This window comes from [Zimmermannella] alba NBRC 15616 (assembly GCF_001570905.1).
Taxonomy (GTDB): domain Bacteria; phylum Actinomycetota; class Actinomycetes; order Actinomycetales; family Microbacteriaceae; genus Pseudoclavibacter; species Pseudoclavibacter albus.
This window is the reverse complement of sequence record NZ_BCSO01000002.1, coordinates 180,230-199,179: the sequence shown is the minus strand read 5'-3', so window position 1 is coordinate 199,179 and position 18,950 is coordinate 180,230. Positions and strand designations below refer to the sequence as shown.

The 18,950-nt window shown below is 64.0% G+C and carries 6 protein-coding genes; all 6 read right to left on the bottom strand.

Translation table 11 applies throughout. The features are described from left to right. Positions 1-314: 314 nt before the first annotated feature. On the bottom strand, positions 315-4,754 hold the full coding sequence (locus ZAL01S_RS03480) for an FtsK/SpoIIIE domain-containing protein (RefSeq protein ID WP_066079786.1): 4,440 nt from the start codon (positions 4,752-4,754) through the stop codon (positions 315-317). Continuing rightward, entirely contained in the window at positions 4,751-7,267 is a 2,517-nt protein-coding gene (locus tag ZAL01S_RS03475) for a transglutaminase family protein (RefSeq protein ID WP_066079784.1), read from the bottom strand. The genes ZAL01S_RS03480 and ZAL01S_RS03475 overlap by 4 nt, the downstream gene beginning before the upstream one ends. Beyond that, a complete protein-coding gene (locus tag ZAL01S_RS03470) occupies positions 7,264-8,607 on the bottom strand; it encodes a DUF58 domain-containing protein (protein ID WP_066079781.1) in 1,344 nt (447 codons plus the stop codon). Before ZAL01S_RS03470 ends, ZAL01S_RS03475 begins: the two co-directional genes overlap by 4 nt. Before the next feature lie 64 nt (positions 8,608-8,671). After that, entirely contained in the window at positions 8,672-9,640 is a 969-nt protein-coding gene (locus tag ZAL01S_RS03465; protein ID WP_066079778.1) for an AAA family ATPase, read from the bottom strand. 60 nt (positions 9,641-9,700) lie between these two features. After that, positions 9,701-15,091 carry an Ig-like domain-containing protein gene (locus ZAL01S_RS03460; RefSeq protein WP_066079773.1) on the bottom strand — a complete coding sequence of 1,797 codons (5,391 nt, stop codon included), beginning with the start codon at positions 15,089-15,091 and terminating at the stop codon, positions 9,701-9,703. A gap of 183 nt (positions 15,092-15,274) precedes the next feature. Continuing rightward, entirely contained in the window at positions 15,275-18,841 is a 3,567-nt protein-coding gene (locus ZAL01S_RS03455; RefSeq protein WP_066079770.1) for an Ig-like domain-containing protein, read from the bottom strand. Between the last annotated feature and the right edge of the window lie 109 nt (positions 18,842-18,950).

Here is an 18,950-nt window from a genome sequence, read left to right as displayed (position 1 = left end):
GTTTTGGCGTCCCACTCCCTGTAGGAACGCTTCCACTGTAGGAACGGCATTGCGGGTACTCAATGGGGAGGAGTACCCATCCCCTCCCCACACCACTTCGATCCGCGGAAGATCCGGACAGCACCTCATCCAGGCAGCCGAGAAAACACCTCTGATCTGGGAAAGCATTGTGTAAACAAGGACCGAAACATGGAACGAGCTGCAGCGCAAGGCAAAGAACTCCCCATCCCCACGACACACCCGCGTGACCCGGAGACGAACGGTGGCCGCCTCCTCATATGAGGAAGCGGCCACGCGTCGTCGCTCGTGCAGAGCTATTCGACGATACCGACCTGCAGCTTCTTCGCCTTGGCCTGCGCGACATAGAACCCTCGACCAATCGGCAGCGAGTTGCGCTTAATGCGGCCAAGCGGCGTCGAGAGGATGTTGTCGGCTTCACCTTCAGACGGCTGCATGATGAGACCGCGACGCTTCGATTTGAACGCGCCAGCAAAGCCGTGCATCTGGTTCCACGTCTGCAGATCGTTCTCGGCGATGACGAATTGCTCTTGCTTGATGAGCGTCTTCACGAATGGTTCGAGCGGACGCTCCAGCGGTGTACCGCTGAAGTCGGCCACGTACTCGAAGAAGATCGTGATGTCGCCCGGCGAAAGCTCGCCGTTCGCCATCTCCTCCTGGATGTCTTCCATGAGCTCGAAGATCTCGTCCTGATCGTGTGTCGCCGTGGACCACACGGGTGAGTGCGCGATCGTCGAGCGTCGACCCGAGATGAGGTAGATGCGCGTCGTCGGCTTTGCGAGCCGGACGGCGGTCGCAATCGTGAGCAGCGCCGTCGTCTTGCCACCACCGGGAGGGCCCGTCACCATGAGCGGACCAATCGGTTCGATCTTGAGCGGCTCGAGGGTCTCGTCGGCAATACCGATCGAGATCGTGTCGGGGCCCTGAGGACCAAGCTCCGCGAAGGGGACGTGGTCGCTGAGTGCCTGCACGCCAGGAGCTTCCGGGATGCCCGCACGTCGCATGGACGCCGCGAGCGCATCCACCTTGCGCGACTGGACAGCAACCGAGGGGTCGCCGCCGAGCACCGCGATCTGTAGCTCGAGACCGTCCACGACGCAGCGCCCTGGAGGCGACGCGGGCGTGAGGATGTCCTTCGGCACACCCGCAGCGTTGTAGTCGTCGCGGCTTGGCAGGCGCATGACGATGCGGCGCTGAATTGAGGAATTGAGCGCCATCGGAATACCACCGACGCGGTCTGCCGTGAGGATGACGTGGATACCGACCGCGCGACCGTCACTCATGATCTGTTGGAAGAGCGGCCACAGCGGCACACGGAGGTTCGACTCGTAGGTATCGCGGAAGAGGCGGAAGCCGTCGAGCATGAGAATGATGCGCGGCTCGTTCGGCTTGTTCACGATCGCTCGATATTCGGCGATCGTCGCGGCACGGGCGTCAGCGTAGCGCTGCACACGTGCGTCGAGTTCCTTCGCGAGCGTGCGCAGGAGTCGAGCAATGCGGTCCTCGTCGTCGGAGCTGATGACGGCGCCAACGTGCGGGAGCGATTCGAGCATCGCGAGACCGCCACCGGCGAAGTCGAGCCCGTACACGTGCACAGGCCCGCCCTTGACGGTCACGGCTGCCGCAACGGCAATCGTGCGGAGCGCGCCAGACTTGCCCGAGCCCGAGGTGCCCATGATGGCGACATTGCCCTGACGGTCCGGGAAGTACGACATCGTCGGCTGCGACTGCTCGCTTGGCTTGTCGCAAACACCGAGAAGGAGTTCGACGTCGGTGCGCGGGTTCGGCAGCTCTGCGAAGTCGTACGTCGCCTGCAGCTCCGGCAGCCACGGCTTCCGCAGCTCGGGGATCTCGGCGGCTTCGGCGGCCCGGATGACGGTGCCGACGATGCGCTTCATGTCGTTCGGACGCTTCGCGAGCTCTTCCTTGCGTTTGGCCGCGTTCGGGTCCTTCGGGGACTCCCATCCCTTCGGGCGGCCAAAGCGAAGCTCCTCCACCATGACGCGGCTCGGCTCGGGTTCGTTGCTCGTCCAACCACCTGCGTAACCCGACTGGAAGGCACGGATGCGACCGGGACCGGTCTTCGCAGCACCGCGACCCGGGGTCGAGGAGTCGAAGTGGGCGGCCATCTTGGTGCCGAGGATGTCCTTCGAGTCGGCTTCGTCAGCCATGCGCAGCGCGATACGAAGGTTCGTGTTCGCGCGGAGGTTGTCCTTGATGACACCAGCCGGTCGCTGCGTCGCGAGCACCATGTGGAGGCCGAGCGATCGACCACGCTGGGCGATGTCGACCATGCCGTCCACGAACTCGGGCACTTCGTTCACGAGGGCCGCGAACTCGTCGACGATGATGATGAGGGTCGGCGGCACCTCGCTGTCACCCGAGCGTTCGAGCTCGATGAGGTCCTTCACCTTCTTGCGGTTGAACAGGTGCTCTCGGTAGTGGAGTTCCGCGCGGAGCGAGGTGAGGGCGCGGTACACCATGTGCTGCGAAAGGTCGGTGACGATGCCGACGCAGTGCGGCAGCTTCGTACACTCGGCGAAGGCCGATCCACCCTTGTAGTCGACGAAGAGGAACGAGACACGCTGGGGCGAGTGGGCGGTTGCCATGCCGAGCACCCACGCCTGTAGGAACTCCGACTTACCGGAACCGGTCGTACCACCCACGAGCGCGTGCGGGCCGTCTGCTCGCAAGTCGATCGCGAACGGTTCACCGGGGGCCATACCGAACACGGCACGGAGCGTGGAGCGCTGCTTGCCGATCTGTTTCGAGGCCATCGGGCCGGTGAGGATGGAGTGCGTCTCGCCCCAGCGGTCAAGAATCGCCTGCTCGCTCTCACCAAGCTCCGGCCCGACGATGGAGAGGAAGTTGATCGCGCGCGGAAGGTCACTCGAGTCATCAACTCGCGCACCTGCGTCCTCTACCGGGCTCAGGCATCGAGCGAAGGCTTCCGCACCGAGATCGTCGACGAGGTCACACACGACCGGTTGCACGCCAAGACCCGTGCGCACGTAGCCTGCGACTGCGTCACCAGATGCCGGCGAGAGCTCAAGGTAGGTGCGGCATGCCGCTGGGATACGCGCGAGCGAACCGGCGACCCAGAGCAGGTGGATACCCAACTCCGGCCCCTGCTCGGCGAGCTGGATGAGGCGGGCACGCTCGATCGGGGTGTCGTCTTCGATGAGCACGACAATGTTCGGCATCGTGCCGACGGCATCCTCGTCGCTCGTGCCGGGCTTGCCCGAATCGCGGCGGAGCGAGAGCAGGTCTTCGAGGGCGCTCACGAGTCGGCTGACGGGTTCGGTGCCCGCGGCGAGCGGTTCGGCCGCAACCGGCGAGTGGCCGCCATTGACGTGGGGCAGCCAGCGAAGCCACTCCCAGTCGCGAGCGCTCTCGGTGGATGCCGTGGCGTGGACAACGAGTTCGGCTGGTGAGTGAAGACCGACCAGCTGGATGAGGAGGTTGCGCGCCACACCGACTGCGACGGCACGCTGGCCACCGACGCCGATGTTCCCGCAGTCGCGGAAGTTCTCGACAACGGGCACATCGTGGACGATAACGCCGTGCTCTTCGAGACGGCGAAGGTCGCGCCACATTTCCGGGATGCCCTGCTTGTTCGTGGGCATCTTCATTTCGATACGGCTCGGCATTGTGCCGATACCGAGGCGGAGCTTCAAGAAGGCATCATGCTCGGGACGACGAGTCCACAGCAGTGGCCCACGCGCGAAGGCGTCGTCAATAACCTCAGCAACGCTTGGTGCCTCACGCAGGCGGCCTTGCCGCTCGACCGCATGTTCTTCGTCAATTTCATCCGCCGTCGCGTCGATGGCCGCCGCGAATTCGATGCGGGCTTCGCGCCATTCCTTCTTCTGTCGGCGCTTGGTGTCGAGCCACATCATCAGCGCCATGAGCGGCATCATGATGATGAAGACCATGGCGTACGGGCTTCGACCCATCATGAGCATGATCGGGCCCATGATGAGCGGCATGAAGATCACGCGGATGGGGAATGGTTGCGGGCGCGGGCGCTGCGGCGGGTCGGGCGCGATGATCTCGCGGCCCTCGTACTGCGGGTCAAGGCGCGGCGAGCGGTTGAGCGAGACGACGCCGCCGAGGTTCGTGCCGGCGCCGAGCGCTTCGAGCTCGATCATGAACGACGTCGAACCGACGGTGACGACGTCGTTTCGGGTCACATTCGCTCGGGTGACCGGTTCCCCGTTGACGCGGGTACCGTTCGCGGAACCCATGTCGATGATTTCCGCAACGTCAGAAATGTTGAGTCGTGCGTGCGCTTTCGACACGAGTGAGTCGCTGAGTCGAACGTCCTGGTCGTGGTCGCGACCAATGGTCGAAGAGCCGTGACCGAGCGAAATCTCACGGCCCTCTTCCGGCCCCGAAAGGATCGTGATCTTCGCTGCCCCGTGCCGCTTCGACTCGTGCCCCTCGCGCGCTTCGACCGCGTTCGCGAGCGAGACATATGCGCCACCTGCGATCGGCGAATCGGCGAGCGGCGTCGCGTAGTCGATGACCTCACTCGTTGACCGGCCATCAGCATCCGGTGCGCTGTGCAGGCGGAGGCTGATCTTGTCGCTTGCGAGGAGCGGTTCGCCCTGCCGTTCCGGGTCGGCGTTGTAAATCTCGCGAGCGATGTCGACAATCGGGGTGGTCGGTTCGGCGGTTACCGTGAGATCAACCATCTGATTGCCGGGGCGAACCAGCGTCAGGCTGATCTTCACTGGCGCTCCTCCCCTGTCGGTTCCTCATACGGTGCGACGCCGCCGGGCTGCACTGGAACCGCCACCGGGCTCACGCCCTCGACGCGTGCGATGGCCTCGTAATCCGGGAGGTCCGCGCCACGAGAGCGGAGGACACGGTTGCGAAGCTCGGCACGCTCAGGCGTCATGCGGCCCTCGCGCGTGCGACGAATCTCGCCTGCAATCCCACCGGAGCGACGGTTCACGCGGAACTTCGCAAGCTGGCGACGCCAGGGCTTCGCGTCAAGCCCGGCCTGGCGAATAATGCGCTGCGACTCTACCCAGACGGCGGCGGCTTCAGTTTCGGGGAGTTCTTCGCCACCGAAGACAGCACGGTCTGCCATGTGTGCCACCGGGACAAGTTCGGGATGGAGTGACTTCGCCACGACGGGTCGCGTTTCGCGCTCCGGGATGGCGTAGCCGAGTTCCGCAAGGCGGTCGATGGTTTCATCCCACGCACCCGCGACTTGCTGATCACTCGAGCCACTGCGGCGAATTCGTCGGCGTCGCGCACGCAGAAGCCAGAAGATGAGGAGCGGCAGGCAGTACAGCACGATGGGCACCGCAAGCGAGATGACGAGCACAATGGCCCAGAGCGGCCAATCTCCGCGGTCTTCCTGCGGGTCGTCCGCGGGTCGGTCGGCCGCGGTGATGAGTTCATCCGGCTGCGCCTCGGTCTGCGGAGGCTGGCGGACCTGTGCTCGCGGCTTCGTTTGCGGCTGCTCGGAGGTGTTCACCGGAGCATCCGTCTGGTCGGGCGTCGGGTCGAAGGCAACCCATCCGAAGCCTTCGAACGGCACCTCAACCCATGCGGTGACGTCCGATCCGCGGATCTCGGTACTCGCTCCCGTGACGGACTTCGGCGCGAAACCGACGACGACGCGAGAGGGGTAGCCAAGTTCGCGGGCCATGAGCGCCATCGCGGAGGCATACTGCTCTTGGTCACCGATCATGTAGGTGAGGTCAAAGAGCTCCTGCATGCGGTCGAGGCCGTGGCCAGCTCGCGAGGGAGCCTGGTCGCTCGCGGTGCCGTGGCTCAGATATCCCTGGGCTTTGATCGCTTCTTCGATGGCACGCAGCTGCAGGTACGGCGAAGTCTCTTCGGCCGTGAACTTCTGCATGGCTTCGACGAGCGCGGCGGGGGCCGGTTCTGCTTCAGGGAGCTCGAGATCGGCCACCGGGACGTTGTCGAGCTGGCCCTCGAGCGGCACGTTCTGCAGCTGAGCGCTCACCCGGTAGCTATCGCCTTCTCGAAGGCCGCCGGTCAACACGCCAGTACCGGTCTTGCCGTTAAAGCGCAGCTCGGAACGCCGTGGCGCGAGGGCACCCTGGGTGAGATCGAGCGAGGTGGCGCTGCCAATCGAGGGGAGCCAAATGTCGTTGTACCCGTTGATGTACACCTCGATGTCGCGAGTCTGTGACGCCGTGATGAAGTCGTTCCGGGGCACGTCACGACCGACGAGTGAGTAGGCGCCCGAGTCGGCACCCGCGTCGCTCGGGCTTGGCGCCTGCCACTTCTTGCCGGAGTAGTCATCGAGCGCGGCGAGACGAATCTTGTCGCCCTGCTGGAGGCCGTTGACCGTGAAGAGCGTCGTATCGTTGAGGAGCTTCGTGTACTCACGGAAACCGGCGAGCGGGCTCTCGTAGTTGTACGGGTCGAAGGGTGGAGTGAGCTCTTCGCGCAGCACGAAGCGGTTGCCGTCAATGGCCGGGTTGGTCACGAAGCCGAGGATGCCGGTGACCGCGACAGCCGCGCCGACGAGGATGGCAGTACCGGTGAGACGTCGACGCTCAAGACCCTTGCGTGCCTCAGCGCTCGCGACGTTGTCGAGGCCTCGACGCCAGCCGAGCCACACGATGGCGAGCACGGCGAAGAGGATGCCGCGAACGAGGCCGAAGAACGGCTGCGGCGTACCCACGAGGAGCGTCGTGAGGAGAACGACCAGCGCGGGAAGCGCTGCCACTGCTGCTCGAAGCGAGCTTGACCGGTGGTGCGGCAGCCAGCGCAGGGCGAGAAGCCACGAGATGAGACAGGCGATGATGGCCGCCATGTAGGGCATGACACCCATGTAGTCGGGACTTTCGATCGGCGTGGAGATCGTGACCGAGTCGCGCCACGAGAAGATCGCGCCGCGCGCGAGTGCCCAGAGCGTCTGCAGCGTCGGGAGAACCGCGAGGAACCCCTGGCCGGTGAGCGCGAAAAGCGTACCGAAGATGAAGTATCCGGCAATGGCGACGAGCACCGAGTTCAGGACGTTGAGACGGAAGCGGTACGCGAAGAGCGCCGCACCGCCACCGATGAGGAGACCGCCACCAGCCGCGAGGAGGAACATCCACGAGCCGAACGGCGCGTAGAAACCGAGCAGGGCGATGACGAGCAGCGCAAGGAGCACGCCGAGGTCAATCCATTGCGCCTTCGTGAAGCGGCGAACGCCTCGACCAGTGTCAGTGTGTGCCGTGGCGCCCTGCGCCTCAATGATCTGGGGGGACGTCATGCTGCCACCGCCTTCGGAAGGTCGTCGAGTCGAGGGATCGTGCACACCGTGATGTCGTTCGTCTGCGAGCGCGCCAGCGTCGAGGAGGTGTCACAAATGATGCCGGTGACCTGCACCTCGTGAGGGAACAGGCTCGAGACGGCGCGCAGCTCGGAACGTGAGAGGCCTCGTCCACCGACGATGACCACGACCGAGGGCGGAGCGAGACGACGCGTGGCGTTGAGCGTGAAGGCGCGCAGCGACTCGTGCTTGCCATCCATCGCCTCGAATCGGCTCAAGTCATCGAGCATGGCCACGAGTGAACGGGTCGGGGTGACCCCGCGCTCGGTCGCGATATCAACAGCCACGTCATCGCGGATGGCCTGCTCGCCGAGCGAGGCGACCACGCTGATCGCCATCTCGAATTCGTCTTCGTTCGCGTAGAACTCGCGATCGAGCGACTGAATGATCGTGAGGTGCGACTTTCGAGTCTCCTGGAACTGACGCACCATGAGCGTTCCGGTGCGTGCACTCGTGCGCCAGTGGATGTAGCGGCGGTCGTCGCCCGGCTCGTAGGGTCGCAGCGCGTGGAAGGCGAGGTCGGCATCCGTGATCTTGTTCGAGACGACACCCTCGAGGTCGCGCAGGAGTCCCGCTGCGCCCGGCGCCAGGTGCACACGGCGCGGGTGCACGAAGAGTTCGATGACGCCCGTCCACTTCACGGTGCGGCGCAGAAGGCTCAGTTCGTCGCCGCGGATGCTCATTGCGGGGCCGGCAGGGATGACCGCACGGCGGGAGGTTGGCACGGCAAAGAGTTCTTCGTGCGGCTCCCCCGGTTCCAGACTCGGGATACCGAACTCTGCGCGGCCAAGACCGACCGGGAACTCCATGCGGGTGGGGAGCACGCGCTCATCGCCAGCGTTTCGCACCATGAGGCGACCGAGCGCGCGGTCACCGACCGTGACGCGGCGCGGGTTGAGCTCGATCTCGACCTCGTACGAGGCGCGTCCGAGGGCGAAGGGAATCGCGGCGAGGAACGCAATGAGGAGGATGCCGCCAACGGCAACCAGCTCGATCCAGCCGCAGAAGAGGCCGACGGCGAGGCAGAGTACGGCGAGCGCAAGCACCGCCCAGCCGAGTCGGGTAACGACGGTGAGGACAGGACCGATGACCTTCCAAATGCGCCCCCAGACCGCTCCGAACCACGTGCGTGCGTCCCGGAGAAAGGCGCGCACGCCGTCGAATCGGCCCTTGTTGGGCTCGGTTGCGGGCAGCGCCTGGGCATCCTCAGGCTGTGCCGAGTCTGCCAGTGGCTGCTCGTGTGCGTCCTGCTCGGCAGGACGATCTGTTTGGAGGGTCATCGTGTCCGTTGTCCGTTGTCCGTTGAATCGTGTCCGGTGGCGCGGGCTCGCGGCGTCGAGCGGGCTACTCGGCGCGGTACTGCGGCGGGGCGACGTCCAGGAGGATGCGTCCGATGATGTCTTCGCCGCTCGTGCCGTTGAACTCGACCTCGGGGTCGACGATGATGCGGTGCGCGAGCACCGGCACTGCGAGGTCGCGCACGTCATCCGGGATGACGAAGCCGCGGCCCTGCGAGATCGCCCAGGTCTTGGCCGCGCGGGCGAGTGCGAGCGCACCACGGGTCGAGACGCCGAGCGCAATGTCGCGGTCGGTGCGGGTGGCCTGCACGAGCTGCGCGATGTACTCCATGATCGAGGCGTCAACGTGCACGTTGGAGGCGAGCTCCTGCATCGCAACAACGTTCTCCGTGCGAAGGATCGGCTCGACGAGCTCCGCACGCTGACGGTTGGCGGCTTCCATGAGGAGTTTCACCGTGGTCTGGTGGTCCGGGTAGCCGAGGCTCGTCTTCATGAGGAAGCGGTCGAGCTGAGCTTCCGGCAGCTTGTAGGTACCGGCCTGCTCGACGGGGTTCTGGGTCGCGATGACCATGAACGGCTTCGGCACTTCGTGGCGTTCGCCATCGACCGTGACGCAGCCTTCTTCCATGACCTCGAGGAGGGCCGACTGGGTCTTCGGCGAGGCACGGTTGATCTCGTCGGCGAGGACGACGGACGAGAAGATCGGACCCGGGTGGAACTCGAAGGCACCCTTCTGCTGGTCGTAGATCGTGATACCGGTCACATCCGAGGGCAGGAGGTCAGGGGTGAACTGGATGCGCGAGTTCGAGCCGTCGAGGGTGCGTGCCAGTGACTTTGCGAGCACGGTCTTACCGGTGCCCGGGTAGTCCTCGAGGAGCATGTGGCCCTGACTGAACAGGGTTGCGAGGGCGAGACGGATGACGCGCTGCTTGCCGAGAATCGCCTGGTCGACGTTCTGCACGAGACGCTCGAAAGCGTCAGCAAACCAGCTGGCCTGTTCTTGGGTGATGCTCATGTGGATTCTTTCTATTGCGGGAAAGTCAATGGGCGAGAAATTGAAAGTGTGGGATACGAATCACCATTTGCCGTGCTCTGCGTAGGCGACTTCCTGTCTTGTTTCGTCGTAGACCGTGATGCTGTAGTTCGGACGGTCTGAATAGCACTCGCTGAATTCAGCCCTGCCGTTCAACCAGGTACCTGCCACCTTGATTTCTGGCCCATTGCCCTCGAGATCGATGGGGGCGCCGGTACCATGCCACGCGACGTTTTCACGGCAAATGACGTAGTAGATCTGCTCGTTCTTGAAGCCGTCTCCCTTGAACGCGAAGTGATACATCTCCTTCTTCGGGTCCTGGCTGTATTGCTTGCTCCCTGTCAGGAACATGAGTTCAGGCTTCGGTTGGAATGTCAGAACTCCATCCGCGGTCACCGACGTCTTACTACTACCACTCTTATTGTGAGCAGTCACGCTAAAACTGTACGTTTTCGAGTCATTGGCGATCCGGAGTCCGTCCACCGTATAGGTGTACTTCTGCACCCCGTTGACCTCTTGTTTACGGGGCTTCGACACTTCAAACTTTTGTCGCTCGTCGCGGGGGCTCTCAAGCGTCACGGTGTATGAGGAAATACCACCACCGGTCAGCTCTTCATTATTTTCATCCGGAATATTCCAGCTCACCAGCAGGGACCCCTCGTGAACGCCTGGCTTGGTGTAGTTGCTGGAGACGCTCACGCCGTCGGGCTGCCCGGGAGCCTTGGTCGGCGTGACAGATTCAGAAGCCTTTTTCGGGTCGCCCCAGTCAATCGCGTTGTGAGCGCGCACGCTTGCCGTGTAGGCAGATCCGAGGCGAAGAGCCTTTCGGTCGAACGTGTACGTGGAGGCGGGGCCAATCACCACGACGATGGGGGCTGCACCACCACCGGGGTTCAACGACACTTCATACTTGTCGATGTCTTCGCCGTTGGACTTGGGCGCCTCCCAGTTCACCGTCACGGCACCGCTGTCGGCTGCCGTCGTCGCGGTGACCTGAGGCGGTGCGTCGGGCTTGTCACGGAAATACACGGTCGCGTGTCCCGTGGCCTGACGTGTCTTGTCGACGGTGTCGTCTTGCACGGTGTACTGGACCGTGACAGGACCGATGTGCGAAGCCGACGGAGTCACCACGAGCTGATTGCCGGTGACCGAAATCTTGGCCCCGGTCGCCGCCGCGCCGACTTCCTTCGCGTCAACGATCTTGAGCGGCACGTCGGGATACGGGTTGAAGTCGTTCGCGACGACGTCGAGCGTCACCGGAGAGCCACGCAGGCCCTTCGCGGAGTCATCGACAACCCGGGGCGGCGGCTTCGGGCTCGAGGTCACCGTCACGTTGACGATGCCGGTCTGCTTGAACTCGCGGAAGGTGTACGTCACCTCGAGCTTGAGGATGTCACCGACCTTAGCGTGACGGCTCGCGTTGACGGTCACGGTGGTGCCATCGAGGGATGCCGTGACGGTGTCGCTTCCTCCGTGAAGGCCCGAGAACTGCACCTGGTCAATGACCTTCGCATTCGGGTGGCCCGTCGCCGTCTTCAAATCGACCGACTTCGACTCACCGATGGGCACCGACAGCTGCGGTGTTACGAAGGTGGGCGCGACGTCGTACATGTCTGGGTCACCGACTGTGATCGGCACACGAATCGTTGCGATGCCAGCAAGCTTCTCATCTTCGGCGTTCTGACCGTCCGAGACGAGGAAGGTGATGGAGGCAGGGCCACGGAAACCGGGCTTCGGTGTGAAGCGGAGCTTCTGGTCGCTCAGCACGATGGATGAACCATTGCCCTGCTCCGCCCATGCCGAATCCGGCTCAATCACGTGCACTGGCAAGCCGGATGGTGCGACAACGAGATCGTTCACGTTCCACTCGATTGGCGTGTCCACGCGTGTGGTCTGTGGCTTCAAATCAGTGCGCAGGTACGGCGACTGACGCTTCGATTCGCTGGTGGTGATGAGAGCCGGAACGAGCACAAAGGCACTCGCAGAGAGCTTGGTCTGCTCGTCAGTCACCGTGTAGGCAATCACCTGACGCTTGTCGCTCGGACGCAGTCGCAGCTTGCCTTCGGGGGTAATTTCTGCGCTCGACGCGTAGACGCCGGCGGCTGCAACCTTGAGGTCTGCGGTCTTGCCCGAGGGATTCCAGGCACCGTCGCGCAGCGGAACGTCGACGTGATCCACACCGTCAAAGTCTTCGCGAGCGACAACATGGTCGATCGCGGTCGGAACACGATCACGTGCCTCCGGCGTCACCGTGACGTGAATATAGGCGTCATCCACACCGCCATTTCCGTTGGTGATCGAGTACGGAATGCTGAAGAACGGCTCGTCCTCCGGCACTCGAATGAGGATCGCATCGCCATCGATCGCAGGTTCGTACACGGGATCAATCTTGGAGAGATCGTCGACGATCTGAACCCGGTATCCGTTGGGGTCCGAGTCATTGCGCAGCACCGGCACCGAGACGATGGTGTTGGGCCGGGCTTCGAGCAGGTCGTCAACAGCGACCGGTGGCTGAGTCTCCTCCGGGCGCGGAACCACACCGACCTTGATCGTGCCGGTGCCGCGCACACCGTAGGCGTCCACAACCTCATATTTGAGCTCGTCGGTGCCCTGTGCGCCTGGGAACGCTTCGTAGAGGAATGAGGTTTCATCCTGCGAACGAACCGAACCGAGATTCGGGTGCCCGACGATGCCGTTGAAGGTCACCGAGTCACCATCCGGGTCGACACCGGTCAGTGGCACATTGACGCGAATCGTCGCTCCTTCGAACACGCGGGCGGTCTGGCTGTCGGGTTCGGGCGGACGGTTCGTTGCCTCATCCAGGCCGGTCACCGTGAAGGTGACGCGTGCGCCACCTTGCTCGCCGTTTTCGTCCCGAATGATATATGCGAGCGAATAAGTACCCGGCTTGTCCGGAGCTTGGAAGCGCACCTTGTCGCTTGCGACGAAGGCAAACCCACCGCCGAGTTGGAGGTCGGTGAGATTCGCATCAAGCGACATCGACGCACCGTCGGGATGCACGTCGTTCTTCAGCACGTCAACCGTGGCATAGTCGCCAGCACGCACCGTGCGCAGGTCGTCAACTCCGACCGGAGGGTGGTTCTCAACGGCAGGCTCGACTGGCATGACGACGATGACACCGTCCGCCGTCTCAGCACCATCAGTCACCGTATAAGGCAGCTCGATGGGACCAAGGAGTGCGTTCTGGGTGGAGACACGAACCCTCGTGTTGTCGAGCAACTCAACCGAGAGACCCGCGATGCGAGCTTCGTCGGTCGTCTCCACCGACTGCACCGAGAGTACCTTGTCGGTCGTCGCCTGATCGTTGAGCAGTGGCGAGACGCTCGATTGGTCGCCCGGGCGCAGATACAGCGTGTCACGGACAGGGATGATCGCCTTGTCACTCGTCTTCGGATCCGCGATGTGGAAACGAATGAGACCCTTCGTATCCTTGGCACCCGACTTCACCGTGTACTGCACGTAGTAGTCGCCCGGTTGGTCCGTCTCGTAGCTCACCGTCTGCTGGTCGGCGTTGTAACTCGAACCACCTCGACCGCCACCCGTGCCAAGTTCAATGATCTCAATGATCTGCAGTGCGGCACCGGCAGGAGCAAGGTCGTTCTCAAGTGGACGCGCTGAAACGGTCGCGCCAGCAAATCCTTCGGCATAGTCAGGTGTAGCCACCGGCGACAGCGTGCCGGGAGCAGCAACCTGAACCTTGAGCTCACCCGTCGTCTCGTTCATGCCGTCTGACATGACGTAGCTCACCAGTCGATCACCCAATTCTGCACCGAGCGCGTGGAAACTCAGCGTGCCATCTGGCGAGGTCGTCACACTCGAACCACCCGGCTGGGTGGCCGACACGAGATACATCGGGTCGCCCTCGAGGTCCTGCCAGTCCGGCATGACGTTGTAGCGGATCTCCTGGCCGGCCTCGACCGTCACAGTCGAGACGTGCTTCTGTGTCGGAGCCGTATTCTCGGCCGGGTTACTGATGACGCGAATATTGACGCGCGCCTGCGCGAGACCATTCGGACGACCATCTGTGCCCTTGTACGTGACGGTGTATTCACCGGATGCTTCCGGGGCTGCGACGAACTGGAGTGCACGTCCGTGGTCAACGATGTTGAGCGTTCCGACCGAGGCGGGGATTTGACCCGCGAGTTCGGTGATCGAAATGAGGTCGCCGTCCGGGTCAGTGTCGTTGTCGAGCACCGGCAGGTAGGCGGATCCGCCTGCACGAACACCAAAATTGTCATCGAGCAGCTCCGGCGGGTGGTTCTCATCCGTGCGTTCGGCGAGCGTGTCTTCGAAGGTCTGTTCGGTGGCTTCCTGGTCGCCGTCCTCACCTTCCGAGTCTTCGGGCGGAACCGTGTCTTCCCAGTTCTCCACGAAGCGGAGCTGATCCTGCGGCATCCAGACGTTTCCGGTCGCGAGGTCGTTAAGGACGACAACGTTGCGGTTCACGCGGAAGACGAGTTCGCCCGCTTGGTCACGTGCCGGCAGCGGCTGCACCTGCACCGGCATGTTCGGGCACGCCGTCACCGTCTGGTCCATCGAGGCCCAGGCGCCGTGGGCGCAGCCGCTCACGACGACGGGACGGGCGACCGAGAGCGCGTCGGTTGCTGTGCCGTTCGCACCATCCCAGCCGACGTGCGTCGGTGCGGCACCGCTCAACGGCACGTAGATGAAGTCCGAGGCTGAGGCGACGACAACGTGATCGGCGTCGGGGCCCGCATCCTGAATGTGCACGCCGAGCGTGTCGAGGCTGACAATCTTCTCACCTTCGAGCAGCACGCGGTTGCCCGAGCGGTCAAACACTGCGGCCTGGTTGCCTACTGCGGTGAGTTCGTAGTCGGTGAGGCCACCGTCACCGATCTTCGACTTCACCGGCTCAGCGCCGAGCTTCGGGATGCGGTAAAGCTCTCCCGACTGCGGGCTCACCGCCAGCACTTCGCCACCGTCGGTCACGACCACCTGGGCACCAGCGCCGAGCGTCAGAGCAGGGCTCGCACCGGCAGCATCAAAGCTCAGCGGCTGCTCGGTGTCGAGGGTCCAGAGCTTGCCGGATGCGGCATCGAGGATCGCGAGCGTCGTGCCGTGAAACTTGACGATACTTTCGCTCGGGACGGCGATCTGTTCACGAAGGTCGGTGTACTTCGGATCAACGCGGCCAAGCGTGCCCGAGCCCTTGTCGTGGATGAAGACGTTGTCGCCGTCCTGCACGACGTCGAGCTTCTTCGAGTCGAGACTCACCGAGGCGTCAATCTCACTGATCTGAGCATTGAGACGGCCAGCCCGCTCGTCAGCGCCGTTCGTCACCCACACGTCACGGCCGAGCATCTCGACGTGCGTCGCCGGAAAGCCCGGGTGGACAGCCGCCAGCGTCAGCGGCACCGCAACGACGAGGGCCAGCAGGATGGAAGTGATCATTTGCCCACGTTTGCGCGGCAATCCCTTGCGCCACCTACGCTGCGTTCCCACCCGACACCACTCCTTGACGTGCCCTACACGAAGGGAGAATCCCCCCAAAAGGCAGATTCTGAGTGATCAGCGTGACGAGCGGGTTAACTCGTTCGAGAATGCCTCTCGATGAGCGGTGCCTCCTCTCCGGCACTAGTGCGCAGGCACCGCGTAGAGCAGGCCGCTCCCCTGGGCCCCGGTCTCCGGGTCACGAACCGTGTAGCGAACCACCCGGTACTGCTGGGCGGGCTTCACCGCGATCGTTCCGTCCGCGGCGAGTGAGATCCCCTCGGTTTCGCCTTCGAGGGCCACTTCAAGCGGATTCCCTGCGCTCGGGTCAAGGATCTGCTGACGGACATCGACGACGCTCGCCTCGCTCTGTCCGCTCTTCGCTTGCACGCTCACATCTGGCGCCTCGAGGGCGGCAATGGGCGCACTCGGGTCAATCGTGACATGCACGAAGGCTCGAGCCGTGCGGCCGTCCTCATCCACGACTTCATACGGGATGGAGAAGTAGGACACATCAGTCGGCGCCTGAATCGTGAGCGCGCCGCCGTCTCGAACTTGAACTGCGGCGTCAGCAGTATTCCGCTCGTCGACGCGGTGCAGGGCAAGCGAAGAACCGCTCGCGGAGGCATCGTTGACGAGCGGATGGACGGTCGCAATCTGCCCTGGGCGGACGCTCACTTCGTCGTCAGCGACGGCCGGATCGTTCTCCCGCACGGGCCGCGGCATGACAACAACACGGAGGGAACCAGTCGTGCTCGAGCCGTAGCTGTCCTCAACCGTCACCTTGAACTCTTCAACTCCCGTCGCACCGGGGGTCGCTGCATAGCGAAGACGGTCGGGGCCTTCCATCGTGAGCACACCAGCGCTCGCGACGCCCGAAATCTGCGTTACCCGGGTGAAATCGCCGTCGGGGTCGCCACCGGTCGTCGGGAACAGGATGTCGCTCGTCGTGCCTTCGAGAACGCGAACGGTGCGCAGCGGCGCCTCAGGCGCGTGGTTCTCAGCACCGATCGCGAGCACGTTGAAGGTAACGGTGGCGCGTGACTGACGCCCGTCAACATCCGTCACGCCATAGCTCGCCGTATAGGTACCAGCCTTTTCGGGCGCGACAAATCGCACCGTGTTGCCGCTCACGAAGGCATCGCCTTGCTCAGGCGACGCGAGCAGCTTCTGATCGAGTGTGAGCTCGGATGCCACACCCCGACCGCGACGCGACTCGTCATTCGCGAGCACGTCCACCGTGACCGTCGACATGGCCCGCACCGTGACCACGTCGTCAGACGCCTTCGGCGCAGCCTTACTCGTGCTCCGGGACACCGGCACGATGAGCAGCTCGCCCCATGCATCGCTTCGACCATCGTGCGCCGAGTACGGCACACTCACCGGCTCATTGAGGGCACCGCGCGAGCTGACGCGCGCGATCGCGCCGTCCCGCAGCTCGACCGAAAGATCCGGCGCAACCGCGTAGTCAGGGCGCACGAGTTCGCTCACGCCCACGACACCGCCACCGGGCGCGACGTCGTTCGCGGTGAGGTCAATGGAGGCACTCGCGCCGGGTTCAAGGAAGAGGACATCCTGCGCCGGCGAGAGCTCACCCGAAAGGTCATTCGGGTCGCGCACGTCGAAGCGGACAATGCCGAGGGATTCCTTGCCGCCCGCAGCGATCGTGTATTCGACGTAGTAGCTGCCGGGGGCCTGCGCCTCATAGCTCACAGTGCCGGTCGTTGCGTCAAAGGAAGCACCGCCGACACCACCGTCAAGCTCGCGGATTGCAGTCAAGCGGAGCGGATCCTTGGACCTCGACTCGTCGTTCTCCAGAACCTTCGCTTCGATGCGTTCACCAGCCCGGCCCTCGGACCGGTCAGCGGTCGCCACAGGGTTCAGGCTGCCCGCGGCGCCAACGTTGAGCCACAGGGTGCCGAAGGCGCTCCGCCGCCCATCGCTCACCTCGTAACGAACCGGCCGTTCCCCTTCCTTACCGCCATCGGCGGTCACTGTGAGCTGGCCGTCGGCGCGCATCTCGACACGCGTTCCCGCATCCGCGCTCGCGTTGACGATCTTCAGCGGGTCGCCATCGGGGTCGACCCACGAGTCGAGCACGTTGTAGCTCACGCTCTGCCCGAGCTCGACGGCGAGTTCATCACGCCGCGGAGTCTCGGGCGAACGGTTGGCATCGTGGTCGACGGCGCGGAGCGTGAGATCCGCCATCGAGACACCACCCGCGCGGCCATCACTCGCAATGTATCCAAGCTGCACCGAGCCTTCCGCGCGCTCGCTCGCGGTGACCTGCAGAGCACGGCCGTGTTCGATAATCTTCACTTCACCGAACTCCGGCGGCACTGCGCCACGGATGTCTTCAATCGAGAGGATGTCGGCGTCGGAGTCGGTGTCGTTGAGGAGCGGCCGCACGATGGTCGTCCTGCCGGGGCGGATACCCGCGACGTCATCCTCCAGCTGCGGCGCGTGGTTCTGCGCGGTACGGCCTGCGATGAGCTCGGCCAGGGCATCCGGCTGGAAGGCGTCGGCGCCCTTGGGCTCTGGTGGGACAAGCCCTTCCCATCCAGTGATTTGGCGAAGGTTTCGCTCCGGGAGGTACACGCGGCCGTTCGCGAGGTTGTTCACAACAACCTCGCTCGAATTGTGACTGATCTCGAGCGCGCCGCCGTCGAGCGGATCGACGATGTGCAGCTGCCGCGGCTCTTGCCCGAGGCACTGCGAGGCGATGGATGCCGTGATGCCCCAGGCGCCGTAAATGCAGTTGCCCACGCGAACTGGCTGACTCACACCTCGCGCATCTGCGGTGGCTCCCTGCGGCAGGTTACCGCCCGAGGAGAGGTCGTCCGGTTTCGGGTCGGTGCGGTTCCCACCGCGACGCTGGAAGAGCGGCTTCTGCGGTTCATCAAGCTCAATCTGCATGACCATATCGGCCGTCGCAATAAGCACGCGCTTGTTCTCGGGCCCGGGCACCTGCACGTGGAAGGCAATCACCGAGAGGGCGATCTCACGCTGCCCGTCAATGAGCAGGCGGTTCTCGCCGCGATCAAAGATGACCGCACGCGAGCCGACGGTGGTGAGTTCATAGTCGGTGATGTCGGGGAACGGGACCGGGGTGTGGTTGACCGACTTCCCTGGACCGTCCTGTCGAATGAGCATGCCCTGGCGTGGGCCGTAGGCCACGGTGTACCCCTTGTCGGTTGTCACCGCTTGCGCACCCGGACCGAGCTCCGCGATGGGCTGCATCGTGTGCGCATCAAACTCGAGCCGGCCGTCGGCGGGAATCGTCCACAGCTTGCCCGTGCTCGGTTCCAAGATGGAGATGGTGCCGGAGGATGCGGTAATGCGAGCATCCTTCGGCACGTGGATGCGGTCCATGAGCTCGGCGCGAGGCTCATCAATGCGCCCCAGCACGCCTCCTTCTTCGTCGTAGACGAAGGTGCGCAGGCCGTCTTGGATGAGCGAGCCACCCTTAGGCAGCTCGATCGACGCGTCGAACTCTTCGATCGTCGTGTTGACGCGCGCAACGAGCCCGGCGGCTTCATTCACCGCCCAAATCTGTGCGGGTTCAGGCTTGGGCCGGGAGCCCGCAAAACCGGGGTGAATGACAGCGAGCGTGAGCGGGGCAATGATGATAACGAGCAGGATGCCGGTGAGCACCGCTTGCGGAATGCGAATCCGCTTGGGCCATGACAGCTTCGGCGGCCACAGCTTCATGTCTCCCCTCCCTGTCTCGTCCGTCCTGCCCCCCGCAGGAGCGCTCAGTGTAGGCGAACCCGGCAACAGTGCGGTTGCCAGCGCGTGACGTGTGCCGCGGCTGACCTAC

Coding starts and splice junctions, on each gene's coding strand:
- ZAL01S_RS03470 (WP_066079781.1), bottom strand. CDS start 8,607: ATGACCCTCCAAACAGATCGTCCTGCCGAGCAGGACGCACACGAGCAG.
- ZAL01S_RS03455 (WP_066079770.1), bottom strand. CDS start 18,841: ATGAAGCTGTGGCCGCCGAAGCTGTCATGGCCCAAGCGGATTCGCATT.
- ZAL01S_RS03465 (WP_066079778.1), bottom strand. CDS start 9,640: ATGAGCATCACCCAAGAACAGGCCAGCTGGTTTGCTGACGCTTTCGAG.
- ZAL01S_RS03460 (WP_066079773.1), bottom strand. CDS start 15,091: ATGATCACTTCCATCCTGCTGGCCCTCGTCGTTGCGGTGCCGCTGACG.
- ZAL01S_RS03475 (WP_066079784.1), bottom strand. CDS start 7,267: ATGACGTCCCCCCAGATCATTGAGGCGCAGGGCGCCACGGCACACACT.